Here is a 26,591-nt window from a genome sequence, read left to right on the forward strand (position 1 = left end):
TCGGTGGTGCCGGCGGCATGACAGCCCGCTCGGCGCCGCAAGGGCTACGCTTCCAGGCGGAAGGTGCCCACCACCTTGCTCAGGTTGCCGGCCTGTTGCTGCAGGCTGTCGGCGGCGGCGGCGCTCTGTTCGACGAGCGCCGCGTTTTGCTGGGTCATCTGGTCGAGCTGGCTCACGGCGCTGTTGACCTGGCCGATGCCGTCGCTTTGCTCGCTGGCGGCGGCGGTGATCTCGCCGATGATGTCGGTCACACGCTGCACGGAGCCCACGATCTCGGTCATGGTGGCGCCGGCGTCGGCCACCAGCCGTGAGCCCGCTTCGACCTTGTCGACGGAGCTGCCGATCAGGCCCTTGATCTCGCGCGCCGCTTCGGCGCTGCGCTGGGCCAGCGAGCGCACTTCGCTCGCCACCACCGCGAAGCCACGGCCTTGCTCACCGGCACGGGCGGCTTCCACCGCGGCGTTGAGCGCAAGGATGTTGGTCTGGAAGGCGATGCCGTCGATCACGCCGATGATGTCGGCGATCTTCTTCGAGCTGGCGTTGATCTCGTTCATGGTCGAGACGACCTGCGAGACCACGCTGCCGCCGCGCTGCGCCACCTCGGCGGCCGACGAGGCGAGCTGGTTGGCCTGGCGGGCCGAGTCGGCACTTTGCTTCACCGTGCCGGTGAGCTGCTCCATGGAGCTCGCGGTCTGCTGCAGGTTGCTCGCGGCCTGCTCGGTGCGCGAGGAGAGGTCGCTGTTGCCGGAGGCGATCTCGGCCGAGGCGGTGCCGATGCTGTCGGTGGAGGTGCGCACCTGGCGGATGGTGTCGCGCAGCGATTGCTGCATGCCGGCCAGCGCCTGCAGCAGGCGGGCGGCTTCGTCCTTCCCGCGGGTGTCGACGTGTCGCTCGGCCAGGTCGCCCTGGGCGATGGCCTTGGCGAGCGCCTCGGCCTGGTCGAGCGGCTTGCAGATCGAGCGCATGTTGGCCAGCGTGAGCGGCAGGATGATCACCAGCAGCACGCCGATGGCACCAAGCAGCACGAAGGTGACGGTGCGGCCCGAGGCCTGCAGCCGCTGCTGGCCGGCGGCGGCCGACGCGTTGATCTCCTGCGCGAGCGAGTCGACCGTGGTCTGCGCCGCGGTGTAGTCGGCCTGGGCGCGGCTCACCACCACGAGGGCGGCACGGCCGGTGTCGAACGACTGGGCCTCGAGCTGCTTCACGATGGGCATGAAGCGGGTCTTGAAGGCGGTGAGCTGGGCCACGGCAGTCTTCGCATGTTCGGCCTGCGCGGGGTCGGTGAGGCCTTCGGCCAGCGTCTCGCCCAGCGCTTCGACTTCCTCGAAGGTCTTCATCCAGGCGTCGCGTGCCTTGCCGAACTTCTCGGGCGATTCGTACTGGATGAGCATGTCCTTCTCGTGAAGGCGCAGCTCGTTCATCGTGGTGCGCAAGGCGCCGATGCGCTGCAGCGACGCGAACTCGACGCTGAAAAAGGACATGCTGACCGAGTTGCTGTAGGTCTGGCCGGCAAAGCCGACCGCACCCACGACCAGCAGGGAGGCTGCGACCACGAACACGGCGCCCAGCATGCGGGTGCGGATCGTGAAGCTTCGGATGAGGTGGTTGAGGTTCATCGAAGTTCCTTCTCGATGGCGACCAGAACGAGGTGGCCGGGCGTGTGGTGCCCGGCCGTCGGGTGTCAGTGGCGGCTGCGGCGCACGAGGCTGCCGGTGTCCAGGATCAGCGCCACGCGGCCGTCGCCCATGATGGTGGCGCCCGACACGTCGTTGACCTTGCGGTAGTTGGCTTCGAGGTTCTTCACGACCACCTGCTGCTGGCCGAGGAGCTCGTCCACCAGCAGGGCGATGCGGCCGCCTTCGGCTTCCACCACCACCATGATTCCGCTCACGTGCTCGAAGTCGAAGCGCGGCACGCTGAACACGTGCTCGAGCTCCAGCACCGGCATGTATTCGTCACGCACGCTCACCACGCGGCCGCTGCCGCCGATGGTCTTGACCATGTCGGGCTGTACCTGGAACGACTCGACGACCGAGCTGAGCGGGAGGATGTAGACCTCTTCGCCCACGCCCACCGACATGCCGTCCATGATGGCCAGCGTGAGCGGCAGTCGCACCGAGACGCGCATGCCGTAGCCTTCGGCCGAGTCGATCTCGACCGAGCCGCCGAGTGCGGTGATGTTCTTCTTGACCACGTCCATGCCCACGCCGCGGCCCGACACGTCGGTCACCACATCGGCGGTGGAGAAGCCGGGCGCGAAGATCAGCGACCAGACTTCCGGGTCGGTCATGGAATCGGGTGCGTGGATGCCGCGCTCGCGGGCCTTCTTGAGCAGCTTCTCGCGCGACAGGCCACGGCCGTCGTCGCGCACCTCGATCACGATCGAGCCGCCCTGATGGGACGCGGAGAGCGTGATGGTGCCGGTCTCGGGCTTGCCCTTGGCCAGGCGGTCGGCGGGCGACTCGATGCCGTGGTCGCAGGAGTTGCGCACCAGGTGGGTCAGCGGGTCGGTGATCTTCTCCACCAGGCCCTTGTCGAGCTCGGTGGCTTCGCCGAGCGTCACGAAGTCGACCTTCTTGCCGAGCTTGGCGGCCAGGTCGCGCAGCATGCGCGGGAAGCGGCTGAACACCACCGACATCGGAATCATGCGGATCGACATCACCGATTCCTGCAGATCGCGGGTGTTGCGATCGAGGTCGGCGAGGCCGGCAGCCAGCTGCTGGTAGACCGCGGGGTCCAGGCCCTGCGTGTTCTGGGCCAGCATGGCCTGGGTGATGACGAGTTCGCCGACCAGGTTGATGAGCTGGTCGACCTTTTCCACCGACACGCGCAGCGTCGAAGCCTCGACGGCGGCGGCGGGACGGTCGGACTTCGCGACGGCCTTGGACGACGACGTGGCGGCCTTCGGGGGCGGCGCAACGTCGGTCGCATTGGCGGTGGCCGCGGCGGCGGGCGCTGCCGCGCCCGGAGCGCCGGGAGCGTCGTCGAAGAAGCCGTAGCCGGCGTCGGCCTTCTCTTCTTCGGGCGCGCCGGGGGCGCCGTTGTGGAAACCGTAGCCGGGGCCGAGCGGCAGGATCTGCACCTGCTCGCGGGCCACGTGGAAGGTGAAGAGGTCCAGCAGGTCGGAGTCGCTGCTGGTGGTGCAGACCTTGAAGCGGCGCACGCCGTCGGCGGCCATGCCGTTGTCGAGCGGGTCGATGGTGCCGAGGTCGGTGATTTCCTTGAACAGGTCGAGGATGTTGTTGGCCTGCTCCGGGTTGTCCATCGGGCCCACGCGCAGCTCCAGCATGCGGGCGCCTTCCTTGGCGGCAGCCGGTGCCGCTTCGGCGGCGGGGGCCGGTGCAGGCGCTGCCACGGGGGCCGCCACGGGGGCGGCGACCAGCGGCGCTTCGCCGGATGACATCGCGCGGATGTTGAACAGCAGCTCGGTGGTGTCGAGTTCGTCGCCCTCGCCGCCGTTCTGGTGGCGGGCGAGCTGGGCGCGCAGGGCGTCGCCCGACTGCAGCAGCACGTCGACCATCGCCGCGGTGGGCTCGAGTTCGTGGCGGCGCAGCTTGTCGAGCAGCGTCTCCATCTGGTGCGTCAGCTCGGCGACGTCCTTGAAGCCGAAGGTGGCCGCGCCACCCTTGATCGAGTGCGCACAGCGGAAGATGGCGTTCATCTCCTCGTCGTCGGCGGCTTCGACGTCGAAGTCGAGCAGCAGCTTCTCCATGCGGTCGAGGTTCTCGCCCGCTTCTTCGAAGAAGACTTGATAGAACTGGCTCAGGTCGATGCCGGCGCTCAGGTTCGCGCCTTCTTGAGACATCTCACCCATGTCGTGCTCCTGGTGTCTGTAGTGCTTGGAAAGAGGGCGGGTCGCTTACTTCACGACCTTCTTGATCACTTCGATCAGCTTGGCCGGATCGAAGGGCTTGACCAGCCAGCCGGTGGCACCGGCAGCACGACCGGCCTGCTTCATCTGGTCGCTCGACTCGGTGGTGAGGATCAGGATCGGCGTGGCCTTGAACTTCGGGTTGTCGCGCAGCTTCTTGGTCAGGCTGATGCCGTCCATGCGGGGCATGTTCTGGTCGGTCAGCACCAGGTCGAAGTCGCGGGCGTTGGACTTCTCGAAGGCGTCCTGGCCATCCACCGCCTCGACGACGTTGTAGCCGGCGCTCTTGAGCGTGAACGACACCATCTGGCGCATGGAGGCGGAATCGTCGACGGCGAGGATTGATTGCATGGCTTTCTCCGGGGGACTCGATGGATTTCGGTTAAACGGGGGATGTCTTTAGCGTCTGCCAGGTCTTGTCGGCTGACTCAGAACAATTCGATGGAACCAACGTCCATCTCGGCCTGTGTGACGGGATTCGGGCGCAGCGGAACCTCTTCCGCTGCCGCCATGCCGTCTTCGTCGTCGGCAAAGGCTTCGCGCGCCAGGCGGTCCACGCAGCTGCGCAGGCGCTTGTGGGTGTGGTTGATGAGCTGCGAGGCCATGTCCTGGAACTGCAGGGCCGTGACGGCGCCGCCCAGGTTCTGCATCACGTCGTCGAACACGGCTTCGCTCTCTTCCATGCCGTGGGGGTGCGAGCGCAGCGTGCGGATGTGCTCCGAGGCGCCGTGGAAGCGTTGCATCAGCGTGTCGCAGGCGTCGGCCAGCAGGGTTTGCAGCCGGTCGAGGTCGTTGCTCGCGGTCATCAGGTGGTCTTGCAGGTCGGCGGCCGCCTGCAAAGGCATCCCGCCGCCTTGCTCAGGCCAGGCTTGAGCGTCGTTCGCGTCTTCCATCAGCAGAGTTCTCCGCTCGATTTCGTTGGGGGTGCGTGGCCAATGCCTCGCACGAGGGTCATCTGGAAACATTTTTCGGCAGCTGGCCGGCAGACATAAGGGCGATGACGGCCCAGAAGTGCCACCAATTCAGGACATCGGCCACGCTTTGTGGCCTTGTTGGCATACTGGCCTCATGCCTCCCTTCGCCCCGCAAGAGAAGCGGCTGCGGCTGCTGCACCTGGAAGACTCCGAGCTGGACCACCAGCTCATGGTGGCCCACCTGCGCCGCGACGGGCTCGTGGCCGAAACGACCCGGGTCGACTCCGAAGCGGCCTTCCTGCAGGCGCTCGACGCCGAGCCCCCGTGGGACGTGGTCGTCTCCGACTACAACCTGCCGGGCTTCTCGGGCCTGGTGGCGCTCGACCTCATCAAGGCGAGCGGCAAGATGGTCCCGTTCATCCTCGTCTCGGGCGAGATCGGGGAAGACACCGCGGTCGAGGCGATGCGCAACGGCGCCTCCGACTACCTGTTGAAGAACAACCTGACGCGCCTGGCCCCGGCACTTCTTCACGCCGTGGAGACCCACGAGCTGCAACTGGCCCGCCAGCGCGCCGACCGCGAGCTGGGCGAGTCGAAGCAGCGCGTGCACGAGCTGGCCCAGCACCTGCAGGTGAGCGTGGAGCAGGAGCGCGCGGCCATCGCCCGCGAGATCCACGACGACGTGGGGGGCTCGCTCACCGCGCTCAAGTTCGACCTCGCCTGGATCGCCCGCCACAGCGATTCGCCCGAGGTGCTGGCGCGGGTCAACTCGGCCCTGGAGACCGTCACCCACGCCATCGAGGCCAGCCAGCGGGTGATGCACAACCTGCGCCCCGCCATCCTCGAGCAGGGCCTGATCGCTGCGTTGCAGTGGATGGCCAGCCGCTTCGAGAAGCGCACCGGCATCACCTGCGAATTCCGCAGCCGCCATGAGCACCTCACCCTGCCGCCCGGGGTGCCGCTGGTGGCCTACCGCACCGCGCAGGAGGCGCTGACCAACGTGTCCAAGCATGCGCAGGCCTCGGCGGTGCACATCGACCTGTCGCTGGCGGGCGGGGTGCTGTCGCTCGAGGTCAGCGACAACGGCCGCGGGCTGAGCCAGGACGACCTGGCCAAGGCACGCTCGTTCGGCATCCGCGGCCTGCACGAGCGTGCGGGCACGGTGGGGGGTTGGGTCGACCTCTCCAGCGGGCCTGGCGGCACCACGCTCATCCTGTCGGTACCGCTGGAGCCCGATACCGACAACATGGACCTCGAAATCACCGAGCCCGGCGAACTGAAAGACCCTTCTGGCCCCTACGATCCGACGGTATGGGGAGCTCTATGATCGTCCGTCCATCGATTGTTGTTGTCTGACTCAGCAGCCACCTCATGATCAAAGTTCTGCTCTGCGACGACCACGCGCTCATCCGGCGCGGCATCCGCGACACGCTCTCCGACGCGCCCGACATCCAGGTGATCGGCGAGGCCGGCGACTACGGCGAGCTGCGCACCCTGATGCGCACCGTGGGCGAGGCCGACGTGCTGGTGCTCGACATCAACCTGCCCGGGCGCAGCGGGCTCGACGTGCTGCATGTCCTCAAGGATGAGGGGACGACGATGCGGGTGCTGGTCGTGTCGATGTACCCGGAGGACCAGTACGCGATCCGCGCCTTGCGGGCGGGTGCCTTTGGCTATGTGAACAAGGGTGGCGACCCGGCGGTCATCGTGCAGGCGGTGCGCACGGTGGGGCAGGGGCGGAAGTATGTGACGCCTGAGATTGCGCAGATGCTGGTGGAGTCGCTGACGACGCCGGGGGCGGAGGCGGCGCATGAGAAGCTTTCTGATCGTGAGCTTCAGACGCTGGTGATGATCGCTTCCGGGAAGCGTCTTTCCGACATTGCGGAGGAGCTGACTTTGTCGCCGAAGACCGTCAGCGTGTATCGGGCTCGGGTGTTGGAGAAGCTTGGGTTGTCGAACAACTCGGAGATGACGGTTTACGCGATTCGCAATGGCTTGGTGGGCGGTGAGTAGGCTTTTCACTGCTTAGGCTGCTTGCCGGGATTTCGCCCCGGCGGGCGACCTTCTTTTCTTTGCTTGCCCAAAGAAAAGAAGGCAAAAGAAAGGGCACCCCGTTCGCCGGTCCGCCTAGGGCGGACTACTCTGCGCTGCTCGGTCTTGGGGTGTCGGGCAGAACTCACTCCGCGAGCTTCGCTCGCTACGTTCAAACAGCTGCCCGAAGTCAGTTCACGAAGCGTGCTGCGCACGCCACCCCAAGCCCTGCGCTGCTCGACGGCTCTCAAGGGCCCCGGGAAACCCTCGCCCGCTTCGCGGGCCTCGTACTCTCGGCTCGCTTCGCCTCGTGCTTGATGGGTGGGGCGCGCAGCGCTCCCACCTTGGAGGCGATGCGAAGCGAGCCGTCTGGTCGCCTTTTCTTGGTTACTTCTTTTGGCGAAGCAAAAGAAGTAACTCGGCCGCCGGGCCGAGACCCGGCAACCCGCCACGCAGTGCCAAAAAACAAAAAAGGGCGACCACCCGGCCGCCCTCTGCAAGAGACGAAAAACCTCAGAACCCGAGACTAGCCAGCAGGTCGTCCACCTCACCCTGGTTCGTGACTACATCGGTCCGACCCTCAGCATTCACCACCGGCCCATTCAGCTTCTCGGTCGTGTGCTCGATGACCTTCTGCGCCTCAGGCGGTGCCGCCTGAACGAGAAGCTTCACCAGGCTGTCTTCCAGATCGGCCGCCAGCGACACCACCTTGGCCACCACCTGGCCGGTCAGGTCGTGGAAGTCCTGCGCCATCATGATGTCGGTCAGGTGCTGGTCGATGCGCGCGGTCGCGGCTTCGACATCGCCCACGAAGTTCATCACCGAGCCCGAGGCCACGGCCTTCACCGGGTCGGCCACGATGGCGGCGGCGATGCGGCGCGTCTCGGCGGCGATGGCGTTGTGCTCCACCTTGGCCTGGTCGACCGAGTTCAGCACCTTGTTGGCCGCATTGCCGGTCTTCTCGGCGATGTAGTTCAGGCGGCTGCGCGCATCGGGCAGGCCGTTGGCGGCGTTCTGCAGCTTGGGCATCACGCCCAGCTGGTGCAGGGTGTCGTGCAGTTGGCGCGTGATCATGCCGAGCTGCTGGAACACTTCTGGCGAAGTCCCACCCGTGTGGGCGGCCGCATGGGCCGGCTCCAGCACGGCGATGTCGTCCATCTTCATGGTTCCCCCCTCCTCAGGCCGCGGTGGCCAGTTTTTGCATGATCTTTTGAACCTTCTCTTCCAAGGTGGCCTTGGTGAAAGGTTTGACGATGTAGCCGGCGGCGCCATCCTGGGCGGCGCGCACGATGTCTTCCTTGCGGGCTTCGGCGGTGACCATCAGCACGGGGATGTGCTTGAGGCTCGCTTCGGCCTTGATGGCGGCCAGCAGCTCGAAGCCGTTCATGTTGGGCATGTTGATGTCGCTGACGACGAAGTCGAACTTCGTGTTCTTCAGCAGGTTCAGCGCAGCCACGCCGTCTTCGGCCTCTTCGGCGTTGTTGTAGCCGAGTTCCTTCAGCAGGCCACGCACGATGCGGCGCATGGTGGAGAAGTCGTCGACGATCAGGAACTTCATGTCAGGGTTGCTCATGGCGGGACCTCGCAGTGCTACTGCCGCTGTTATCGGGCGTTCGGATTGGTTATTGAGGGGGCGATGCCGGCTTCAGGTGCGACTTTGGGCACAGCTGGCGCCGTCGTCGGCGGTTCTTCGGCAGGGGGCGGCTTGTTGAAGAAGCGGTCTTCCGCGTCGCGGTTCATCACGATGATGCTGATGCGCCGGTTGCCGGGGGCGAGCGGATCGTCTTTCTCGAAGGGCACGCTGGAGGCCAGGCCCTGCACGCGCAGCACACGGTCGAGTGGCAGGCCACCGGCGGTGAGTTCGCGGCGCGAGGCGTTGGCGCGGTCGGCCGAAAGCTCCCAGTTGCCGTAGCCCATCCCGTTGCGGTCGGCGGCGAAGGGTTGGGCGTCGGTGTGGCCCTCGAGCGTGAGGCGGTTGGGCACTTCGGCGAGCACGGAGCCGATGTCTCTCAGCAGCTCGCGCATGTACGGTTTCACGACCGCGCTGCCGCTGTCGAACATGGGGCGGCTCTGCTCGTCGATGATCTGGATGCGCAGGCCATCGGCGGTCATGTCGAGTTTGACCTGGTTCTTCACGTTGCCGAAGCGCTCGGCTTCGCGCAGCATCTTCTCGATGTGCGCCTTCACCTGCTCGAGCTTGCCGGTCTCGCCGGCACGCTGCTCGGCGCGCATGGCGGCGAGGTTGATGGTGCTGCGGGTGGTGTCGATGTCGCCACGCTTGACCTGGCCGCCCGAGCGGGTGAGGTCGGTGCCACCGCCCTTGACCACATGCGACGAATCGCCCGAGCCGCTGCCGCCGGAGAGCAGGGCCACCTTGAGCGGCGAGTTGAAATAGTCGGCGATGCCCTTCTTGTCGCCCTCGGTCGTGGAGCCGAGCAGCCACATGAGCAGGAAGAACGCCATCATCGCCGTCACGAAGTCGGCATACGCGATCTTCCACGCGCCGCCATGGGCAGCGTGGCCGCCCTTCTTGACGCGCTTGATGATGATCGGCTGCAGCTTCTTCGAGTCACCGGCCATGATTACTTCTTGCCTTTGACGTGGCCTTCGAGCTCAGCGAAGGTGGGGCGCTCGGTGGAGTACAGGACCTTGCGGCCGAATTCGACGGCGACCTGCGGGGCATAGCCCTGCATGCTGGCCAGCAGCGTGGTCTTGATGCACTGGAGTTCTTTCGTGCCTTCGTCGTTCTTCTGCTCCATCAGGCCGGCCAGTGGCTCGGCCACGGCGTAGGCGAGAAGAATGCCGAGGAAGGTGCCGACGAGTGCCGAGCCGATCATGCCGCCCAGGATGGCGGGCGGCTGGCCCACCGAACCCATGGTGTTCACCACGCCCAGCACCGCGGCCACGATGCCGAAGGCGGGCAGGGCGCCGGCCAGGCGGGCGATCGCCGCTGCGGGCGCGTGGGCCTCGTGGTGGTGGGTGTCGATCTCGCTGTCCATCAGGCTTTCGATCTCGTGGGCGTTCAGGTTGCCCGAGACCATCATGCGCAGGTAGTCGGTGACGAACTCGACCACGTGGTGGTCGCTGCCGACCGTCGCGTATTTCTTGAAGAGGGCCGAGCTCTGCGGCTCTTCCACGTCTTTTTCGATCGACATCAGGCCTTCCTTGCGGGCCTTCTGCAGGATGTCGTAGAGCAGCGCGAGCAGCTCCATGTAGCGTGCCTTGGTGTACTTGCTGCCCTTGAGCAGGGCGGGCAGCGCGGCCATCGTGGCCTTGAGCACCTTGGGCTGGTTGTTCACCACGAAGGCGCCGAGCGCGCCGCCCAGGATGGCCATCAGTTCCGTCGGCAAGGCGTGAATGATCACGGACATGTTGCCGCCGTGAATGATGTAGGCCCCGAAGATGCAACCCAGGGCGACGCCGTAGCCAATAAGAACAAACATGGTCGTTGGTGTTTCGTCGTCACACCCGCTGGCTCTGATCGGCTGGCGGGCTCAGGGCTTTATCGGCCCCAAGGGAACGCGTCTTGAGCGAGTGTGTGCAGCCAAAGCGTCAATTGATCGCCTCAACAGGCCGGCTTTTGCGGTCTAAACCGCCGGGGCCAAAAAAAACGGACCTCGAGAGGTCCGTCGGAAAGCACTTTCTAGGTGCCAGGAGGAGACAAAGCAAAAACTTCGATACGAGGCTTATCGGCTCGGTACGGGAAGACTTGAGACGTTTGGGGAAACCGGTGCACTCAGTGCATCTGGATCCCACCCGAGGCCTTGCCCTTGCCGGCGCGCGCCGGGGGGTTGCACAGGCCGCAGATGTAGTGCTTGCTGATCTCGTGCGGGTGGGTCACGAAGTGGCCACCGCACTTGGAGCACTTGGTCAGGGTCAGCATGCCGTTGTCGACGAACTTCACCAGGCGCCAGGCGCGGGTGACGGACAACAGGGCTTCGAGGTTCTGGGCCTGGGTCTGTTCCAGGTAGAGCTGGTAGGCCTTGATCACGGTGTCGATCTCGTCCATCTCGGCGACCTTGTTCAGGTACTCGTGGATGTTCATGAAGAGCGACGCGTGGATGTTGGGCTGCCAGGTCATGAACCAGTCGGTGGAGAAGGGCAGCTGGCCCTTGCTCGGCGACTTGCCCGAGACCTCTTTATAGAGACGCAGCAGACGTTCGTAAGACAGGTCGGTTTCGGATTCCAGCACTTGCAGGCGAGCGCCGAGGTTGATGAGCGTGACGGCGCGCTCGATCTGCTTGGCTTCGGTGAGGATGCTCTTGGTGCGCATGGGAATCTTCTCCTGGGGCTGTCTATGTATAGGTGTGGGACTGTCGGTCGATCAGAAGCTCAAGCGGCTTCTTGATGACGCCCGGCCATCAGGATCGAAGCGTGCAGGCGGCTCGTCGTGTCGTTCGAGGCGGCCTTGCCGTGGTTGGTCAGGAGGCCCCAGACCATGTCGTCGTCCATGCGGAAGCGGCACAGCAGCGTGTTGCCGGAGGCGACCTTCATCATCTGAGCCGGCGTCAGCAGCGCAATCATCGAAGCGCTCTCTTCGCTGATGCCCAGGCGGAAGAGGGCTTGTTCGCGGTCCGAGCGGATGAGGCTCTGGGCCAGCATCAGGTACGACAGGTTGGCTTCGCGGATTTCGGTCAGGATTTGGTCGGCGTTCATGCTGTTGTTCCTTGGGTCTGTCTGGTTGGTTGTCTGCTTGCGTTGCGATACGTCTCAACGTGGGATGGACTGTAAAGATCGGAATTGGGGGCCAACATCAGGCCGGTTCTGTGGCTTGAGTCCAGCTTCTTCTGTGGGGCGTGTCAGGCAACTTCCTACAAACGTAACCACATGCACGCCCTCTGTGACGCAGTGCACACGGGCAGGTGCTGGTTACCACTGATGCGGGGTGTAGATGGCTGACAAGCGGATCGTCTTGTCATCCGTTCGTGGTCGAGCGCACGAGCTTGTTGTGCTCGGGTTGCCCCACCCTCAAGACCGGCCGCCGCCTGCCGAAAACATTCAGTGGCCTTCAGTGCCGTGAACAACGACTGAAACGCCACCTTCATCCGGCTTGACAAATTTCTAAAGTTCCGGAAAAGGCAGGCCGATAAGCAAACCAACGGGGACGGGAAACCAGAACCGGGGTCCGGAGTAAGCGGCCAAGTGTTTCGAGTCGAGCAACCTAAAGAAGCTCTTCGCGGGATCTGAGGATGACGCACGCCGGGCGCAGCAGGCAGAGGCGAGGAGCCCCTGCCAGTTCGAAGCAGAAGCGAGGCCACTGACTGATAAGGGCCGAGCGACTGCGGAGGCAATGCCGGCGCTTGCCGGAAGTCACTTCAACCGTTATTGGAGATTTTCAAATGGCAATGACCATCAACACCAACATCTTCTCGCTGAACGCCCAGCGCAACACCGCTTCGACGCAGAACAGCCTCTCGACCGCCATGCAGCGCCTGTCCTCGGGTCTGCGCGTCAACAGCGCGAAGGACGACGCCGCCGGCCTCGCCATCGCCGAGCGCATGAATGCTCAAGTGCGCGGCATGAACGTCGCCTCGCGCAACGCCAACGACGGCATCTCGCTCGCACAGACCGCTGAAGGCGCGCTGGGCAAGGTGAGCGACGCACTGCAGCGCATGCGTGAACTGGCCGTGCAGTCGGCCAACGGCACCAACAACGCCGACGACCGCGACAACCTGCAGGCCGAGTTCCAGCAGCTGAACGACGAAGTCGCCCGTATCGTGGATGGCGCCAAGTTCAACGGCACCAATCTGCTGAACGCTGCCACCACGTTCACCTTCCAGGTGGGCGCCGGCACCGACACCGCCGACACGATCGACGTGGACTCCACCGACCTGACCGCCACCGTGACGGCCGTGGGCGCCCTCGACATCTCGGGTGCAGACGCCACCGGCGCGACCGCTGCCCTGGATGCGCTGGACACCGCCATCACCGACGTCACGACTGGCCGTGCCGCGATGGGTGCCGTGCAGAACCGCTTCGACTCCGTGATCGCCAACCTGGCGACCTCGGCCGAGAACCTCTCTGCCGCTCGTGGCCGCATCATGGACGCCGACTTCGCATCGGAGACGATGAACCTGTCGCGTGCCCAGATCCTGCAGCAGGCCGGCACCGCGATGATCTCGCAAGCCAACCAGCTGCCGCAGCAAGTGCTGTCGCTCCTGCGCTAATTCATCTGCCTCCTGGCGGTTGATCCGGACGCCCCTCCCGCTTCGGCGGGTGGGGCGTTCGCTTTTCAGAAACAGCCGGTTTTCCGGCTTCATTTCGGCCTTATGGGCTGAGGCGGCCCGTCAAACAATGCGCTCCACAGGTCCTCGAAGGTGGCCTGGTCATCCTCGAAGGAGTGCAACATGCCCCAGACCATCAACACGAATCTCAACTCGCTGAATGCGCAGAGAAACCTGAGCTCCTCGCAGGGGTCACTCTCGATCGCCATGCAGCGCCTGTCGTCCGGCTTGCGCGTCAACAGCGCCAAGGACGACGCCGCCGGCCTTGCCATCGCCGAACGCATGAACGCGCAAGTGCGCGGCATGAACGTCGCGGCGCGCAACGCCAACGACGGCATCTCGCTCGCGCAGACCGCTGAAGGCGCGTTGGGCAAGATCGGTGACGCCATGCAGCGCATGCGTGAACTGGCCGTGCAGTCGGCCAACGGCACCAACAACTCGCAAGACCGCGACAACCTGCAGGCCGAGTTCCAGCAGTTGAACGACGAAGTCGCGCGCATCGTCGCGGGCACCCGCTTCAACGGCACCGTGCTCTTCGACGGCACCTCGACCACCTTCAACTTCCAGGTGGGCGCCGGCACCGACGCCACCGACACACTGTCGATCAACACCGTGGACCTGACCGCCACCGTCGCCGCGATGGGCGCCCTGAACATCTCGGGCACCGACAACACCGGCGCGCTGGCCGCGATCACCGCCCTCGACACCGGCATCATGGACACGACCACGGCCCGCGCCACCTTCGGTGCTGCGCAGAACCGTTTCGACTCCGTGATCGCCAGCCTCACCGTCTTCGCCGAGAACCTAGCCGCCGCCCGCGGCCGGATCATGGACGCCGACTTCGCCGCCGAAACCGCGGCGCTCTCCCGTGCGCAGATCCTTCAGCAGGCCGGCAACGCGATGGTGGCCCAGGCCAATCAGCTGCCCCAGCAAGTTCTCACGCTGCTGCAACGGTAAAAAAATGCACTTCCGGGCTCAAGTTCCGGAAGTTCGCGCCGAAGACGGGATATCCGAGGAAGCTTGGATATTCCGTATTTGCGTTTGTGGGTCCTGACTTTTACGGCTCGTGATGCCAATCTTCAGGACAAGTTTGTAGGAGGTGTGAAATGGCTAGCGTCAGTTCGGCCGGTATCGGCAGCGGGCTGGACGTCGAGTCGATCGTCACCAAGTTGATGTCGATCGAGCAGCGTCCCGTCACGCAACTCAAAACTCAGGCTTCGACCATCCAGACGAAGATCTCGGCCTTCGGCCAGCTTCAGTCTGCGCTGTCCACCTTCCGCGACTCCTCCAACGCCCTCAGCCGAGCCACCACCTGGGGCGCCACCACCGCCAGCTCATCGGACGCCGGCGTGCGCGTCAGCACCTCGGAAGGAGCCCCCGTCGGCAACTACGCCATCGAGGTGAAGACGCTAGCCGTCCCGCAGTCGGCCGTGACGGGTGCCTACGACTCCGCCGATGCCCTGGTGGGCGCCGGTACGCTGCGCGTGGAGATCGGCAGCTTCGGCCAGGCCGGCTTCGCGCCCCAGCCCAACCTCGATGCGATCAACATCGACATCAGCGCCACCGACACCCTGACCACGGTGCGCAACAAGATCAACGCAGCCGGAGCCGGCGTCTCGGCCATCATCGTCAACGATGCCACCGGCGCGCGCATCATCATCAGCTCCACCAACCCGGGCAGCAACAGCGTCTTCCGCACGAGCGGCGACGGCGGTGCAGCGGCCTTCGCCTTCGAGCCCGGACTCGACCCGTCGCTCAACGCGATGACGCAGACCCAGGCAGCGGCCGATGCCGAGCTCAAGATCAACGGGCTGGACGTCATCTCGCCCACCAACACCCTGTCCGACGTGGTGCAGGGCCTCACCATCAACCTGCTGCAACCCACCACGGGCACCGCGCAGGTCACGGTCGCGCAAGACAACGACGCGCTGAAGAAGTCGGTCGACACCTTCGTGGAGTCGTACAACGCGCTGGCCAAGATGCTGCGCACGCAGACCAAGTACGACGAAGCCACCAAGACGGCCGGCTCGTTGCAGGGCGACAGCACGGCAGTCGGCTTGCAGCGCCAGTTGCGCAACCTGCTCACGAGCGAGACACCCGCCAGCTCGGTCTACGAGACGATCAACTCGATCGGCATCGCCTTGCAGTCCGACGGCACCCTCAAGGTTGACAGCACCAAGCTCACCGCCGCGCTCAACGCCAACCCGGCCGAGGTGAAGAAGCTCTTCTCGGCCTACACGCCGCAGGTCAACGACACGGATCCCGACGTCAACGGCATCGCCACGCGCCTGCGCATCTTTGCCGACAAGGTGCTCGGCCTCGACGGCTCGCTCACCAGCAAGACCGAGGGGCTGAACACGACCCTCAAGCTCAACCAGAAGCGGCAGGACGAGCTGACCGACCGCCTGGCGCTCACCGAGGCGCGGCTGCGGGCGCAGTACACAACGCTCGACACCAACATGGCCAAGATGTCGGCGCTCAACAGCTACATCACCAACCAGGTGGCGGCCTGGAACAAGAGTTCGTGAACTGAAGGCGGCCGGTCGGCGCGACAAGCGCTGAAAACCCGGCCAGTTCCGATGCGGTGGAAGGCTCAAGCGGCGCCCGGATCGAACCGATAACTAGGCATCAGTTGTTCAACCAAGTTCAACGCCAGAGACGCCCAGACCATCATGTTTGCATCCGCCTTCTCCGCCCCCAGCAAGCGCCAGCTCGGCGCCTACCAGCAAGTCCACGTGACCACCGGCGTCGACGGCGCTTCGCCGCACCGCCTGGTGCAGATGCTCTTCGAAGGCCTGCTCGACTCGCTGGCGCGCGCCCGCGGCGCCATCGCCCACGGCAACGTGGTGCTCAAGGGTGAGGAGATCGGCCGCGCGGTGCGCATCGTCGAAGAAGGCCTCAAGGCCGGGCTCAATGTTCAGGATGGCGGCCAGCTCGCCCGTGACCTGCACGACCTCTACGCCTACGTGACCTTGCGCCTCACCTACGCCAACCTGCACAACGACGAGGGCGCGATCGCCGAGTGCGTGAAGCTCATCGAGCCCATCGCCGCGGCCTGGGACGAGATCGCCCAGAAGGACGCTGCATGAAGCGCAGCACCCTCCGCTCGGCTGCCATCGCCCGCCACAACCCGACCGACGCCATGAACTCCGCACTGCTCCAGTACTACGAAGCGATCGAACAGGCCAGCGCCGACATGCTGCTGGCCGCCCGCGCCGGCAACTGGGACGCCGTGGTCAAGCTCGAAGGCGCCTGCGCGCTGCTCATCTCGCAGCTCAAGCACGCCGCCACCAAGCAGGCGCTCGACACCGAAGAGGCGCAGCTCAAGTCGCGCATCATGCAGCGCATCCTGATCAACGACGCCGAGATCCGCCAGCTGGCCGAGCCCTGGCTGGAAGACCTCGACGGCATCCTCGCCGGCAAGCCCAAGTCGGTTCACTGACTGGAGGCAACGAGCCCGTGGACTCCCTGCCCATGCAGCTCGACGCCCTGGCCGCCGCGCATGGTGGCCTGGCCGATTTCCGCATCGATTCGCCCGCCGAGATCCTCTCGGTGCTGAAGAGCCTGCAGGGCGGCAACGTGCTGGTCAACCTCAACGGCAGTGACGGCACGGCCTTCACCACCACGCTCTGGGCGGTCGACCCCGACCGCGGCATCCTGAGCTTCAGCGCCGACGAGCACAGCAGCCAGGTGCAGCAGCTGGTCGAAGCCGAAGAGGCCGTGGCCGTGGCGTACCTCGACAGCATCAAGCTCCAGTTCGACGTGAGCGGGCTGCTGCTCGTGCACGGCGGCAAGACCTGTGCGCTCAGCTGCTCGCTGCCGCGCGTGCTCTACCGCTTCCAGCGGCGCGCCGGCTACCGCGTGCGCCCCATCCTGCGCAACACTCCGGTGGCCAAGGTGCGCCACCCGATGATTCCCGACATGGCCTTGACCTTGCGGGTGCTCGACGTGAGCATCGGCGGCTGCGCGCTCTTCCTGCCCGACGACGTGCCGCCGCTGCAACCCGGCGTGGTGCTCAATGGTGTGCAGATCGAACTCGGCCTCGACACCCGGCTCACCACCTCGCTGCGCCTGCAGCACGTGACCTCGCTCAACCAGGAGGCGAAGGGTGTGCGCCTGGGCTGCGAGATCGTCGATCCGAGTGCCGACACCTTGCGCTCGCTGCAGCGCTACATCAACCAGACCCAGCGGCGCGCACGCGCGCTCGGCGGCTGAAGCGTCGTCCTATTTCTTGCTCGCGGAGGCGGCAGGCTTTGCCGCCGCGGGGGCCGATGCCGGCTTGCCGGACGCCATGTTGACCGGCCGGTCGGCGCGCTGCAGCTCGCTCCAGGTGGCGCTGCACTGCTTGGCCAGCTTCTCGTCGAGCGCGGGGCTCGGCTTGGCCATCGCCTTCAGCGCCTTGCTGCGCTCCTCGCGGTAGCGCGCGCTGCTGCGCTGCTTCGCCAATTCGGCGCGCTGCTTGTCGTCGGGCTTGATCTTCCAGAGGGCCAGGTAGGCGTCGTCGCCGCGGCCTTTCATGTGCTCGAAGCGGGCTTCGCACTTCGCGTAGCCGAGGTCGAACTGGGCCAGCGTCTTCACGCCGGGCCCGGCGTGCACGGCGGTCGCCGCAAGCGTGAGTGCGGCGCAGGCGAAGAAGGTTCTCATGGGGCGCGATTGTGGTGGCGAGCGGCGCGCCCCGCTGAAACCGAGTGTGAAGCTGTTACCTCGGAGCCGATTCGCTTGCCGCGCCCGAGGCCGGCAGGCCGATGCGGGCGGCCGTGCGCTCGATGGCGCTGCCCGCCTTGCGGGCGCCCCGCTCGGCGGCGCTGGCCGCACGTTTGACGCCGCTGGCGGCAGCATTCACGCCGGTTTCGATGCCGCGCTCGGCGGCACTGGCGCCGCGTTTGACGGCGCTGCCCACCTTGTTGACCACGGTCGGCTCGCTGGCCGCCTTGTCGGTGGCGAAGGCGGCGGTGGCGCACGAGACCGTGAAGACGGCCGCGAGGAGGGCGCGCAGAGTGGGTTGCATGGTGAGCTCCAAGGGTCGGGTCCGGAGCTTTGAATGATAGCGAGCGCTCGTTCGCGCAAAGCCGCAAAGGGCTTCGCGCGAACCCGCGTCAGAAGAAGAAGCGCAAGGTGACGGCGGTGGAGGTGCCGGTGTCCGTCTGCTTCGTGTCGATCCGGCCCGCGAAGTAGTCGTCGGCGTGCCCTGTCACACGCGAGTAGTAGTAGCTCGCTTCGATGCCCACCGCGAGCTTCTTGGTCACCAGGTACTCGAAGCCGACCACCGGCGCAAGCACGAATCCGGCTGCCGAGGTGTCCTGTGGCGAGCCGACCGTGTACTCGGTGTGCGACCGCATGCGGTGGTACCCGAGGCGGCTGCCCGCGAGAAACCGGGTGTTCTCCGCCACCGGCCACAGGCCCATCGCGCCTACGCCGAGGGTGGTGTACACGCTGCGGGTGTAGGCCGTGCTGCTGTCGCTGCGCCGCTGCGTCCTGTTCGTGAAATAAGGCTCGATGCGAACGTCTGGCCCGATGTCGATCGGCACGAACACCGTCCCAGAGTTCTCGAACACCGCGACGCCGAGGCCGACTTCTGCCGCCTGAGCGGGCATGGCCAATGCTGCTGCTGCCGTGCAGGCGCACAGCGCGAACTTGTGAATCATCCGATCCTCCCGTTTTTTGGAACGCGGGAGTTTGCCAGAGCGGGCGAGCGCGCCTTCGCTGCAGTGCAGCGGCGGCTCACACCTGCATGTTCATGATTTCCGAGTAGGCCTGGACGAGCTTGTTGCGCACCTGCAAGGTGGCCTGGAAGCCGATCTGCGCCTTCTGCATCGCGACCATCGTCTCTTCGAGGCTGACGGTCGGGTTGCCCAGCTGCACCTGGCGTTGCATCTCGGAGGCCTGGTTCTGGCTTTCGCTCACCGAGCGCAGGGCACTCGTGAGCTGCGCCTGGAAGCCGCCGCCCGTGACGGACTTGGCACCGCGTGTGTTCAGCGGCTGGCCGTCCACGCCCAGACCCGCGCGGGCCACGGCCTGCTCGAAGTTGAAGGGCTTGAGGGTCACGTTCATGGCATTGAACTGTAGGCAAGTGTGTAAGCAGAGATGTTCGGAAGTGGGGCGGCTTTGTCGGCCTGTTCAACCCATGCCCCACCCTCAAGTTCTCGAACAATCGTTGTCAGACGGGTGCATTTGCGCCCAGCGAGCACACCCCAGAGCAACATGGACAACGCGGTCGCCATCGCCAACCCCAACGTTCTTCCCGCCAACGCCGGCTTCGGCGCCCGGCTGGCGGCATTGCCCACCAAGAGCCGCATCGGCCTGGGGTTGGGCGTAGCCGCGCTCATTGCCGTGCTGGCCGCGCTCACGCTCTGGAGCAGCCAGGGCGACTACAAGGTGCTCTACGCCAACCTGTCCGACAAGGACGGCGGCGCCATCATTGCCCAGCTCTCGCAGCTCAACGTGCCCTACCGCTACACCGAAGGTGGCGGCGCGATCCTCGTGCCGGCTTCTCAGGTGCACGACCTGCGCCTGAAGCTTGCCTCGGCCGGCCTGCCCAAGGGCTCGGTGGTCGGCTTCGAGCTGATGGATGGCGCCAAGTTCGGCCAGACGCAGTTCCAGGAGCGCCTCACCTTCCAGCGCGGGCTGGAGGGCGAACTCACCCGCTCCATCACCGCCATGCCTTCCGTGCAAAACGCACGCGTGCACCTGGCGTTGCCCAATCAGAATGGGTTCTTCCGGGAACAGCAGAAACCCAGCGCCTCCGTGATGCTCACGCTCTACCCCGGCCGCACGCTCGACCGTTCGCAGGTGGCCGGCATCGTGCACCTCGTCTCGAGCAGCGTGCCCGAGATGAACCCCAAGGCCGTGAGCGTGCTCGACCAGACCGGCGCGCTGCTGTCGGGCCCGCAAGAGGGCAACAACGGCGCCGGGCTCGATGCGCAGCAGCTGCAATACGTGAACCAGATCGAGGCGAGCTACACCAAGCGCATCCTCGACATCCTCGAGCCCGTGGTCGGCCGCGACAACCTGCGTGCGCAGGTCACCGCCGAACTCGACTTCTCGCAGACCGAAGCCACCTCCGAAGAATTCAAGCCCAACCAGGGCCCGAACGCCCAGGCCACCGTGCGCAGCATGCAAAGCAGCGAGCAGAGCGGCAGCCAGGCGGGCGGAGCGACCGGCATCCCCGGCGCCACCTCCAACCAGCCGCCCGTGGCGGCCACCGCCCCGGTGACGGGTGCCTCGTCTCCGCTGCAGGCCGCGCAGGCCGGCGGCCAGAGCAACAGCAGCCGAAGCGCCGTCACCAACTACGAGGTCGACAAGACCGTGAAGGTGACGCGCAACGCCACCGGCACCGTGAAGCGCCTCAACGCCGCGGTGGTGGTCAACCACATCACCAAGACCGACGCCAAGGGCAAGACCACCACCACGCCGCTCACCGCCGGCGAGCTGGAGAACCTCAACAGCCTGGTGCGCGAGAGCATCGGCTTCAAGCAGGACCGCGGCGACTCGGTGAAGATCATCAACGCACCCTTCAAGGTCGAGGCCGCCCCGAAGGACGAGACCCCGATCTGGAAGCAGCCCGCCACCGTCGACCTGCTGCGTGCCGCCGTCGTGCCGGCTGCGCTGGCACTCGTGGCCCTGGTCGTCATCTTCACGCTCATCCGCCCGGCACTCAAGGCCGCGCTGCAGCCGCCCGCCCCCGAGCCGCGCGAGGCGCTGGCCGTGGTCGACGACAAGGAGTCGCTGCCCGAGGAGCCCGAGATGCTGCGCATCGAATCGCCCAAGGTCAGCGCCCACCTGGCGAGCGCGCGCACCTTCGCCAAGGAAAACCCGTCTGCCGTGGCCAACATCGTGCGCGGCTGGGTCAATGGCGACACCCTGAAGGCATAACGAAACAACATCATGGATGCACAGGGTCTGGAAGACGCCGCGATACTGCTGATGTCCCTCGGCGAGGAAGAAGCCTCCGAGGTCTTCAAGCACCTCACGCCGAAGGAAGTGCAAGGCCTGGGCGAGACCATCGCCCGCATGAAGAGCATTCCGCGCGAGAAGCTCGACGACGTGCTCACCAAGTTCGCCTCGGTGGCCTCCGAGCAGAGCATGCTCGTGACCGACACCGACGAATACGTGAAGGCGGTGCTGCGCAAGGCCCTCGGCGAAGACAAGGCCAACCTGCTGATCGACCGCATCCTGCAGGGGGGCGACGTCTCCGGCATCGAAAGCCTGAAGTGGATGGACTCCAACTCGGTGGCCGAGCTGCTGCGCAACGAGCACCCGCAGATCGTGGCGGCCATCCTCGTGCACCTCGACTTCGACCAGGCGTCCGGTGTCCTGAAATGTTTTACCGAGCGCCAGCGCAACGAAGTGCTGGTGCGCGTGGCCACGCTCGACGGCATCCAGCCCTCGGCGCTGAAAGACCTGAACGAGGTGATGAGCAAGGTGCTCGCCGGCGGTGACAAGCTGCGCAAGGCCTCGCTCGGCGGCGTGAAGACGGCGGCCGAGATGATCAACCTGCTGGGCGGCAGCGTCGAGACCGCGGTGCTCGACTACATCCGCGAAGCCGACAACGAGTTGGCCCAGAAGATCATGGACAACATGTTCACCTTCGACGACCTGGAGAAGGTCGACGACAAGGGCATCCAGCTGCTGCTGAAGGAGGTGCAGAGCGAGTCGCTCGTGATCGCGCTCAAGGGTGCGACGCCCGAGATGCGCGAGAAGGTGTTCAAGAACATGTCGACCCGCGCCGCCGAGACGCTGCGCGAAGACCTCGAGTCGCGCGGCCCGGTGCGTGTCTCCGAAGTCGAAGCCGAGCAGAAGGAAATGCTCAAGATCGTGAGACGCCTGGCCGACGAAGGCCAGATCGTGTTGGGCGGTGGCGGCGACGATGAGTTCCTCTAAAAACGGCGGCGCGCCCAAGCCGGCGTCCCCCTACGCCCGGTTCATCCCACGCGAGGAGTTGAACTCCTTCGCCGCGTGGAAGCCCGGTGCCCTCACCGGCAACGAAGACGCGCCGCAAGCCCCCGTGCAGCGTGCCGAGCCCCCGGCTCCGCCCGCGCCACCCAAGCCCTCGCCCGAAGAGGAGCTCGCCGCCCACGTCAAGGCCGCGCGCACGTCGGGCTATCAAGACGGCTACCGCGACGGCCTGGTGGCGCTCGACGGCTTCAAGCAGAGCTACGCCGCGCAGATCACCGCGCAGATGGGCGCCATCGCCGAGTCGTACAACCGCCAGCTCGACGCTTTGCAGCAGGACATGGCCCGCGCCCTGGCCGTCTCGGCCACGCACCTTGCGCGCCAGATCGTGCGCAGCGAACTCAAGCAGCGCCCCGAACTGGTGGCCGCCGTGGCGCAGGAAGCGGTCGACACCCTCCTGCGCAGCGCCCAGCACATCACGCTGCGCGTGCACCCCGACGACCATGCCCTCGTGGCCCAAGGCGCCGCCGAGGTGATCGAAGCGCGTGGCGGGCGTGTGATCTCCGACAGCGAGATCACCCGTGGCGGCTGTGTGGTCGAGTCCGACATCGGCGTGATCGACGCAAGCGTGGAGACCCGCTGGCGCCGCGCCGCCGCCTCGCTCGGCTGCGACGAACGCTGGAACGGCGGCCCGTCGGCCGATGAAGACACCGCGATGGATGACGAGAGGGGCACACCATGATCGCCTCGCCCATCGAAACCCATGCCATGGAGCAGGGCGAGAAGTGGCACCGCTACCTCGCCGACCTGCAGAACTTCGCCGCCGACCCCGTGCCGCTGGAGACGCAGGGCACGCTGGTGCGCGTGGCCGGCCTCGTGCTCGAAGCCGCGGGCATCCGCGTGCCGGTGGGCTCGGTGTGCCAGATCCACATGGACGACCACCACAACGTGCCGCCCGTGCTGGCCGAGGTGGTGGGCTTCTCGGGCGACCGCGCCTACCTCATGCCCACCAGCAGCGACGTGCAGGGCCTGGCGAGCGGCGCCCGCGTGGTGCCGCGCCCCTCGCCCATCGTGCCGCTGCAACTTGCCACCCCCAACCACCCCTGGCGCCGCGGCGAAGACCGCACGCAGCACCTGCCGGTGGGTGACGGCCTGCTCGGCCGCGTGATCGACTCGCACGGCCACCCCATCGACCGCAAGGGCCCGCTGCACCACGTGCAGAAGGAGCCGCTCGTGCGCCGCTCCATCAACGCAATGGACCGCGACCCCATCCGCCAACCGCTCGACACCGGCGTGCGTGCCATCAACAGCATGCTCACCGTGGGCCGCGGCCAGCGCATCGGCCTCTTTGCCGGCACGGGCGTCGGCAAGTCGGTGCTGCTGGGCATGATGGCCCGCTACACCGCGGCCGACGTGATCGTGGTCGGGCTCATCGGCGAGCGTGGCCGTGAAGTGAAAGAGTTCATCGAAGACATCCTGGGCGAAGACGGCATCCGCCGCTCGGTGGTCGTGGCCGCGCCGGCCGACGCACCGCCGCTCACCCGCATGCAGGGCGCCAACTACGCCACCGCCATTGCCGAACACTTCCGCGACCGTGGTCAGCATGTGCTGCTGCTGATGGATTCGCTCACCCGCTATGCGATGGCACAGCGCGAGATTGCACTCGCCATCGGCGAGCCGCCGGCCACCAAGGGCTACCCGCCGAGCTGCTTCGCCAAGCTGCCGCAGCTGGTGGAGCGCAGCGGCAACGGCATCCACGGCGTGGGCTCGATCACCGCCTTCTACACCGTGCTCAGCGAAGGCGACGACCAGCAGGACCCGATCGCCGATGCGGCCCGAGGCATCCTCGACGGCCACATCGTGCTGAGCCGCGAGCTGGCCGAAGCCGGCCACTACCCGGCCATCGACATCGAGCGCTCGATCTCGCGCGTGATGAACAACGTAAGCGAAGGTGCGCACATCGATGCCGCCCGCCGCTTCCGCCAGCTGCATGCCAAGTACAACAAGGCGCGCGACCTGATACAGCTCGGCGCCTACACCCCCGGCCATGACCCCGAGCTCGACACCGCGGTGCGCCTGCACCCGCAGATGGTGTCGCTGCTGCAGCAGGACATGCACCGGCCCGCGTCCCTCACCCAGAGCCTGCGCGAACTGCGCGAGCTCACCACCCACTGAATCACTGAGGCTGCACCATGAGCAACCCTTCGATCGATCCTCTGATGGCTTTGCTGGGCCAGGCCGAACGCGAGCGCGACACCGCCGTGGCGCTGCTGCAGCAGGCGAATGACAGCTTTGCCGCCGCGCAGAGCCAGGCCGACCAGCTGGTGGCCTACCGCGGCGAGTACGAAGCGCGTTTCCGCGAACAGTTCAAGAGCAACAACTCGGTCAGCATCCTCCAGTGCTACCAGGGCTTCAGCAGCCGCCTCACCCAGGCCATCGAGCAGCAGCAGCACATCGCTGCGCACGCCGAGCGCAAGGTCGAGCAGGCGCGTGAAGACCTGCGCGAGCAGGAGATGCGTGTGGCCTCGGTGCGCAAGCTGCTCGAGCGCCGCCTCACCGAGCAGCGCATCGCCGCCGATCGCCGCGACCAGAAGCAGACCGACGAATTCGCGGCGCGTGCCGCCTGGGCGCAGCTGCAGCAGCGCTCCATCGCCGCCTGAGCCCGCCGCACACCGATCGAGCACCGAGCCACGACCATGAACCCCGCCATCTCGTCTTTCGTTCCGCCGGTTGCGCCGCAGATGCCGGCACAGCCTGCGGCACCGGCGCCGTCCTCGCAACCCGGCTTCTCGCAGATGCTGAGCCAGGCCCAGGCGCGCGAAGCGGAAGCTCCCACGCCTGACGCCGCACCCGAGGCCGCCGCGCCGAAGCCCGCGCACGCGAGCGAGCGTGGCCACAAGTCCGAGAAGGCCGAGAAAGCCGGCAAGGCCGACAAGGGCCAGAAGGCCGAATCCGAAACCCGTACCGACAAGGCGGCAAAGGCCGAAGGCGAGGCCGATGCCGTGGAGTGCGCCGACAAGCCCGAGGCCGAAGCCCCCGCCGCCGACCCGGCCCTGGCCGACTGGCTGGCCTCGCTGCAGCGGCCGGTGGTGCCGCCGGAGGCCGAAGCCGGCAAGGGCAGGGCTGCCGCAGCAAGCGACGAGCTCGCTGACACGGCCGAGGCCTCGAAGAAGGGCGGCGCGCGCGGCGCGCTGGCCGCTGCCGGCAAGGACGTGAAGGCGCAAGACGCCGCCCAGGAAGCGCGCGAGCTCAAGGCCAAACCCGAGCCGACGACCCGCGATGCGGCGGAAAGCCCCTCGTTCAAGGCCGCGCTGGCCCAGGCCGACGACAGCCGGCGCGACGTGAAACCCGCGCAGGAACTGCAGACCCCGCATGCCGTGGGCGTGGCGACGACCCACGCCGCCTCGCGCACCGGCGAGACCACCGCCCCGGTGGCGGTGCAGGTGCCCACGCAGGCCACCGCGCCCGAGTTCGCCCGCGAACTCGGCGTGCAGGTGAGCGTGCTCGCCAAGGACGGCATCCAGCAGGCCGAGCTGCACCTCAACCCGGCCGAGATGGGCCCGATCTCGGTGCAGATCGCCATCGACGGCACGCAGGCGCAGGTTAATTTCGGTGCCGACTCGGCCGCCACGCGGCAGATCATCGAGAACGGCCTGCCCGAACTCGCCGCCTCGCTGCGCGAGGCAGGGTTCACGCTTTCCGGGGGTGGCGTGCACAGCCAGGCCCGCGGGCGTGAGCAGGGCGAGGGCGATGGGCGGGGTGAACGTGGTGACGGCAACTCCCGCGCACTTGGCGGAGTTGAGACGGATGTCACATCCCGCCGCGTCGTGAGCCGCGTCTCCGAAGGCGGAGTCGACGTCTACGCCTGAGCGTCGGCGCCGGAGTGAGGGCTCCGCTTCGCGGAAGCCGGACTTTCCCCCCGCTTATCGGGCCATCGAAAACCGCCCCGGTTTTCATAATTTCCTTCAAGCAGAGCCCCGTGCGGGCTCTCCATTGAAGGAGTGTCCATGTCCAAAGCCGCTGCCGCCACGGCCGATGCCGTTGCCGGCGATGCCCCTGCCCCGAAGGGCAAGAAGAAGCTGATCATCATCCTCGCGGCCGTGCTCGTGCTGGTGCTGGGGGGTGGTGCTGCGGCCGTGGTCGTGATGAAGAAGCGGGCCGCTGCGGCAGCCGCCGCCGAGGAAGAAGACGGTGGCGAGGCCAGCGCTGCCGCCGCCGCAGAAGCGCGCCGCAAGGACGCCGCCAAGCACCCGCCCGTGTTCGTGCCGCTGGAGCCCTTCGTCGTCAACCTCGCCGACAAGGAAAGCGACCGCTACGCCCAGATCGGCGTCACTCTGGAAGTCGAAGACGCCAAGTTCGCCGAAGAGATGAAGGCCTACATGCCGGCCATCCGCAACGGCATCCTGATGGTGCTGTCGCACAAGACCTCGGGGCAGCTGCTCTCGCGCGAGGGCAAGCTGGCCCTGGCGAAAGACATCATGCGCGAGGCCGGCTTGCCGCTGGGCATCGAGATGAAGGACGAGCCCGTTGCGCAGGTCGAGTCCACCGACGACGAGGTGGAAGACGAGGACCAGCCCAAGAAAAAGAAGAAGAAGGCATCGCACGGCTCCGGTAGCCCGATCAAGCGCGTCCACTTCTCGAACTTCATCGTTCAGTAAG

Annotated in this window: 29 protein-coding genes; 15 read left to right on the forward strand and 14 right to left on the reverse strand. The window is 66.4% G+C overall.

What is annotated here, in order from left to right; genetic code table 11:
* Nucleotides 1-44: 44 nt before the first annotated feature.
* The 4 genes from RXV79_RS06945 to RXV79_RS06960 form a co-directional block, all read right to left on the reverse strand.
* A complete protein-coding gene (locus RXV79_RS06945; protein ID WP_316702672.1) occupies nt 45-1,616 on the reverse strand; it encodes a methyl-accepting chemotaxis protein in 1,572 nt (523 codons plus the stop codon).
* Nucleotides 1,617-1,681: 65 nt separating this feature from the next.
* A complete protein-coding gene (locus RXV79_RS06950; RefSeq protein WP_316702673.1) occupies nt 1,682-3,814 on the reverse strand; it encodes a chemotaxis protein CheA in 2,133 nt (710 codons plus the stop codon).
* Between the two features lie 45 nt (nt 3,815-3,859).
* On the reverse strand, nt 3,860-4,222 hold the full coding sequence (locus RXV79_RS06955) for a response regulator (protein WP_201805361.1): 363 nt from the start codon (nt 4,220-4,222) through the stop codon (nt 3,860-3,862).
* Nucleotides 4,223-4,299: 77 nt separating this feature from the next.
* A complete protein-coding gene (locus RXV79_RS06960) occupies nt 4,300-4,764 on the reverse strand; it encodes a hypothetical protein (protein WP_296721951.1) in 465 nt (154 codons plus the stop codon).
* 175 nt (nt 4,765-4,939) lie between these two features.
* Between RXV79_RS06960 and RXV79_RS06965 the strand changes: the two genes are divergently transcribed.
* Both RXV79_RS06965 and RXV79_RS06970 read left to right on the forward strand, forming a co-directional pair.
* Nucleotides 4,940-6,112, forward strand: a complete 1,173-nt coding sequence (locus RXV79_RS06965) for a hybrid sensor histidine kinase/response regulator (protein ID WP_316702674.1) — start codon at nt 4,940-4,942, stop codon at nt 6,110-6,112.
* Between the two features lie 44 nt (nt 6,113-6,156).
* On the forward strand, nt 6,157-6,798 hold the full coding sequence (locus RXV79_RS06970; RefSeq protein ID WP_316702675.1) for a response regulator: 642 nt from the start codon (nt 6,157-6,159) through the stop codon (nt 6,796-6,798).
* A 531-nt stretch (nt 6,799-7,329) separates the two neighbouring features.
* Here the strand turns inward: RXV79_RS06970 and RXV79_RS06975 are convergent.
* From RXV79_RS06975 to flhD, 6 genes are all read right to left on the reverse strand, one after another.
* The gene (locus RXV79_RS06975; protein WP_316702676.1) at nt 7,330-7,980 is read right to left on the reverse strand and encodes a protein phosphatase CheZ; all 651 of its coding nucleotides are present in this window, start codon (nt 7,978-7,980) and stop codon (nt 7,330-7,332) included.
* A 13-nt stretch (nt 7,981-7,993) separates the two neighbouring features.
* Nucleotides 7,994-8,389 carry a chemotaxis response regulator CheY gene (gene cheY, locus RXV79_RS06980; RefSeq protein ID WP_257829021.1) on the reverse strand — a complete coding sequence of 132 codons (396 nt, stop codon included), beginning with the start codon at nt 8,387-8,389 and terminating at the stop codon, nt 7,994-7,996.
* 29 nt (nt 8,390-8,418) lie between these two features.
* Nucleotides 8,419-9,396, reverse strand: a complete 978-nt coding sequence (motB, locus tag RXV79_RS06985) for a flagellar motor protein MotB (RefSeq protein WP_316702677.1) — start codon at nt 9,394-9,396, stop codon at nt 8,419-8,421.
* 2 nt (nt 9,397-9,398) lie between these two features.
* Complete coding sequence (gene motA, locus RXV79_RS06990; protein ID WP_316702678.1) at nt 9,399-10,259, reverse strand: flagellar motor stator protein MotA; 861 nt, start codon at nt 10,257-10,259, stop codon at nt 9,399-9,401.
* A 293-nt stretch (nt 10,260-10,552) separates the two neighbouring features.
* Nucleotides 10,553-11,089, reverse strand: a complete 537-nt coding sequence (gene flhC / locus RXV79_RS06995) for a flagellar transcriptional regulator FlhC (protein ID WP_316702679.1) — start codon at nt 11,087-11,089, stop codon at nt 10,553-10,555.
* A 59-nt stretch (nt 11,090-11,148) separates the two neighbouring features.
* A complete protein-coding gene (gene flhD / locus RXV79_RS07000) occupies nt 11,149-11,472 on the reverse strand; it encodes a flagellar transcriptional regulator FlhD (protein WP_201805349.1) in 324 nt (107 codons plus the stop codon).
* Between the two features lie 683 nt (nt 11,473-12,155).
* Between flhD and RXV79_RS07005 the strand changes: the two genes are divergently transcribed.
* From RXV79_RS07005 to RXV79_RS07030, 6 genes are all read left to right on the forward strand, one after another.
* Entirely contained in the window at nt 12,156-12,983 is an 828-nt protein-coding gene (locus RXV79_RS07005) for a flagellin N-terminal helical domain-containing protein (RefSeq protein ID WP_316702680.1), read from the forward strand.
* A gap of 180 nt (nt 12,984-13,163) precedes the next feature.
* The gene (locus RXV79_RS07010; protein WP_316702681.1) at nt 13,164-13,997 is read left to right on the forward strand and encodes a flagellin N-terminal helical domain-containing protein; all 834 of its coding nucleotides are present in this window, start codon (nt 13,164-13,166) and stop codon (nt 13,995-13,997) included.
* A 149-nt stretch (nt 13,998-14,146) separates the two neighbouring features.
* Complete coding sequence (gene fliD, locus RXV79_RS07015) at nt 14,147-15,568, forward strand: flagellar filament capping protein FliD (RefSeq protein ID WP_316702682.1); 1,422 nt, start codon at nt 14,147-14,149, stop codon at nt 15,566-15,568.
* A 144-nt stretch (nt 15,569-15,712) separates the two neighbouring features.
* On the forward strand, nt 15,713-16,129 hold the full coding sequence (gene fliS, locus RXV79_RS07020; RefSeq protein WP_316702683.1) for a flagellar export chaperone FliS: 417 nt from the start codon (nt 15,713-15,715) through the stop codon (nt 16,127-16,129).
* 53 nt (nt 16,130-16,182) lie between these two features.
* Entirely contained in the window at nt 16,183-16,482 is a 300-nt protein-coding gene (locus RXV79_RS07025) for a flagellar protein FliT (RefSeq protein WP_316704010.1), read from the forward strand.
* Between the two features lie 17 nt (nt 16,483-16,499).
* Entirely contained in the window at nt 16,500-17,255 is a 756-nt protein-coding gene (locus tag RXV79_RS07030; protein ID WP_316702684.1) for a flagellar brake protein, read from the forward strand.
* A 9-nt stretch (nt 17,256-17,264) separates the two neighbouring features.
* On the opposite strand, the gene RXV79_RS07035 is transcribed toward RXV79_RS07030, so the two are convergent.
* From RXV79_RS07035 to fliE, 4 genes are all read right to left on the reverse strand, one after another.
* Nucleotides 17,265-17,684: a hypothetical protein gene (locus RXV79_RS07035; RefSeq protein ID WP_316702685.1), complete on the reverse strand. Its 420-nt coding sequence runs from the start codon at nt 17,682-17,684 to the stop codon at nt 17,265-17,267.
* Nucleotides 17,685-17,739: 55 nt separating this feature from the next.
* The gene (locus RXV79_RS07040) at nt 17,740-18,048 is read right to left on the reverse strand and encodes a hypothetical protein (RefSeq protein ID WP_316702686.1); all 309 of its coding nucleotides are present in this window, start codon (nt 18,046-18,048) and stop codon (nt 17,740-17,742) included.
* Between the two features lie 88 nt (nt 18,049-18,136).
* On the reverse strand, nt 18,137-18,685 hold the full coding sequence (locus RXV79_RS07045) for a hypothetical protein (protein WP_316702687.1): 549 nt from the start codon (nt 18,683-18,685) through the stop codon (nt 18,137-18,139).
* 76 nt (nt 18,686-18,761) lie between these two features.
* A complete protein-coding gene (gene fliE / locus RXV79_RS07050) occupies nt 18,762-19,091 on the reverse strand; it encodes a flagellar hook-basal body complex protein FliE (protein WP_316702688.1) in 330 nt (109 codons plus the stop codon).
* Nucleotides 19,092-19,241: 150 nt separating this feature from the next.
* Between fliE and fliF the strand changes: the two genes are divergently transcribed.
* The 7 genes from fliF (at nt 19,242) to fliL (ending at nt 26,590) form a co-directional block, all read left to right on the forward strand.
* Nucleotides 19,242-20,912, forward strand: coding sequence for a flagellar basal-body MS-ring/collar protein FliF (gene fliF / locus RXV79_RS07055; RefSeq protein ID WP_316702690.1), 1,671 nt, complete (start codon nt 19,242-19,244; stop codon nt 20,910-20,912).
* A 12-nt stretch (nt 20,913-20,924) separates the two neighbouring features.
* Nucleotides 20,925-21,920 (forward strand): flagellar motor switch protein FliG, encoded by a 996-nt coding sequence (fliG, locus tag RXV79_RS07060; RefSeq protein WP_316702691.1) that lies wholly within the window; start codon nt 20,925-20,927, stop codon nt 21,918-21,920.
* Entirely contained in the window at nt 21,907-22,674 is a 768-nt protein-coding gene (locus RXV79_RS07065; protein ID WP_316702692.1) for a FliH/SctL family protein, read from the forward strand. The genes fliG and RXV79_RS07065 overlap by 14 nt, the downstream gene beginning before the upstream one ends.
* Entirely contained in the window at nt 22,671-24,107 is a 1,437-nt protein-coding gene (gene fliI / locus RXV79_RS07070; RefSeq protein WP_316702693.1) for a flagellar protein export ATPase FliI, read from the forward strand. The genes RXV79_RS07065 and fliI overlap by 4 nt, the downstream gene beginning before the upstream one ends.
* Before the next feature lie 17 nt (nt 24,108-24,124).
* Nucleotides 24,125-24,592 carry a flagellar export protein FliJ gene (fliJ, locus tag RXV79_RS07075; RefSeq protein WP_316702694.1) on the forward strand — a complete coding sequence of 156 codons (468 nt, stop codon included), beginning with the start codon at nt 24,125-24,127 and terminating at the stop codon, nt 24,590-24,592.
* A gap of 36 nt (nt 24,593-24,628) precedes the next feature.
* Nucleotides 24,629-25,801: a flagellar hook-length control protein FliK gene (locus RXV79_RS07080; RefSeq protein ID WP_316702695.1), complete on the forward strand. Its 1,173-nt coding sequence runs from the start codon at nt 24,629-24,631 to the stop codon at nt 25,799-25,801.
* A gap of 138 nt (nt 25,802-25,939) precedes the next feature.
* Complete coding sequence (gene fliL, locus RXV79_RS07085) at nt 25,940-26,590, forward strand: flagellar basal body-associated FliL family protein (protein WP_316702696.1); 651 nt, start codon at nt 25,940-25,942, stop codon at nt 26,588-26,590.
* Nucleotide 26,591 lies beyond the last annotated feature (1 nt).

Source organism: Piscinibacter gummiphilus, from assembly GCF_032681285.1.
In the GTDB taxonomy this organism is placed as follows: domain Bacteria; phylum Pseudomonadota; class Gammaproteobacteria; order Burkholderiales; family Burkholderiaceae_C; genus Rhizobacter; species Rhizobacter gummiphilus_A.

Bases quoted from the DNA above. Each gene is read 5' to 3' on its own strand.
- RXV79_RS06945 (WP_316702672.1), bottom strand. From the start codon at position 1,616: ATGAACCTCAACCACCTCATCCGAAGCTTCACGATCCGCACCCGCATG.
- RXV79_RS06950 (WP_316702673.1), bottom strand. From the start codon at position 3,814: ATGGGTGAGATGTCTCAAGAAGGCGCGAACCTGAGCGCCGGCATCGAC.
- RXV79_RS06955 (WP_201805361.1), bottom strand. From the start codon at position 4,222: ATGCAATCAATCCTCGCCGTCGACGATTCCGCCTCCATGCGCCAGATG.
- RXV79_RS06960 (WP_296721951.1), bottom strand. From the start codon at position 4,764: ATGGAAGACGCGAACGACGCTCAAGCCTGGCCTGAGCAAGGCGGCGGG.
- RXV79_RS06965 (WP_316702674.1), top strand. From the start codon at position 4,940: ATGCCTCCCTTCGCCCCGCAAGAGAAGCGGCTGCGGCTGCTGCACCTG.
- RXV79_RS06970 (WP_316702675.1), top strand. From the start codon at position 6,157: ATGATCAAAGTTCTGCTCTGCGACGACCACGCGCTCATCCGGCGCGGC.
- RXV79_RS06975 (WP_316702676.1), bottom strand. From the start codon at position 7,980: ATGAAGATGGACGACATCGCCGTGCTGGAGCCGGCCCATGCGGCCGCC.
- cheY (WP_257829021.1), bottom strand. From the start codon at position 8,389: ATGAGCAACCCTGACATGAAGTTCCTGATCGTCGACGACTTCTCCACC.
- motB (WP_316702677.1), bottom strand. From the start codon at position 9,396: ATGGCCGGTGACTCGAAGAAGCTGCAGCCGATCATCATCAAGCGCGTC.
- motA (WP_316702678.1), bottom strand. From the start codon at position 10,259: ATGTTTGTTCTTATTGGCTACGGCGTCGCCCTGGGTTGCATCTTCGGG.
- flhC (WP_316702679.1), bottom strand. From the start codon at position 11,089: ATGCGCACCAAGAGCATCCTCACCGAAGCCAAGCAGATCGAGCGCGCC.
- flhD (WP_201805349.1), bottom strand. From the start codon at position 11,472: ATGAACGCCGACCAAATCCTGACCGAAATCCGCGAAGCCAACCTGTCG.
- RXV79_RS07005 (WP_316702680.1), top strand. From the start codon at position 12,156: ATGGCAATGACCATCAACACCAACATCTTCTCGCTGAACGCCCAGCGC.
- RXV79_RS07010 (WP_316702681.1), top strand. From the start codon at position 13,164: ATGCCCCAGACCATCAACACGAATCTCAACTCGCTGAATGCGCAGAGA.
- fliD (WP_316702682.1), top strand. From the start codon at position 14,147: ATGGCTAGCGTCAGTTCGGCCGGTATCGGCAGCGGGCTGGACGTCGAG.
- fliS (WP_316702683.1), top strand. From the start codon at position 15,713: ATGTTTGCATCCGCCTTCTCCGCCCCCAGCAAGCGCCAGCTCGGCGCC.
- RXV79_RS07025 (WP_316704010.1), top strand. From the start codon at position 16,183: ATGAACTCCGCACTGCTCCAGTACTACGAAGCGATCGAACAGGCCAGC.
- RXV79_RS07035 (WP_316702685.1), bottom strand. From the start codon at position 17,684: ATGAGAACCTTCTTCGCCTGCGCCGCACTCACGCTTGCGGCGACCGCC.
- RXV79_RS07040 (WP_316702686.1), bottom strand. From the start codon at position 18,048: ATGCAACCCACTCTGCGCGCCCTCCTCGCGGCCGTCTTCACGGTCTCG.
- RXV79_RS07045 (WP_316702687.1), bottom strand. From the start codon at position 18,685: ATGATTCACAAGTTCGCGCTGTGCGCCTGCACGGCAGCAGCAGCATTG.
- fliE (WP_316702688.1), bottom strand. From the start codon at position 19,091: ATGAACGTGACCCTCAAGCCCTTCAACTTCGAGCAGGCCGTGGCCCGC.
- fliF (WP_316702690.1), top strand. From the start codon at position 19,242: ATGGACAACGCGGTCGCCATCGCCAACCCCAACGTTCTTCCCGCCAAC.
- fliG (WP_316702691.1), top strand. From the start codon at position 20,925: ATGGATGCACAGGGTCTGGAAGACGCCGCGATACTGCTGATGTCCCTC.
- RXV79_RS07065 (WP_316702692.1), top strand. From the start codon at position 21,907: ATGAGTTCCTCTAAAAACGGCGGCGCGCCCAAGCCGGCGTCCCCCTAC.
- fliI (WP_316702693.1), top strand. From the start codon at position 22,671: ATGATCGCCTCGCCCATCGAAACCCATGCCATGGAGCAGGGCGAGAAG.
- fliJ (WP_316702694.1), top strand. From the start codon at position 24,125: ATGAGCAACCCTTCGATCGATCCTCTGATGGCTTTGCTGGGCCAGGCC.
- RXV79_RS07080 (WP_316702695.1), top strand. From the start codon at position 24,629: ATGAACCCCGCCATCTCGTCTTTCGTTCCGCCGGTTGCGCCGCAGATG.
- fliL (WP_316702696.1), top strand. From the start codon at position 25,940: ATGTCCAAAGCCGCTGCCGCCACGGCCGATGCCGTTGCCGGCGATGCC.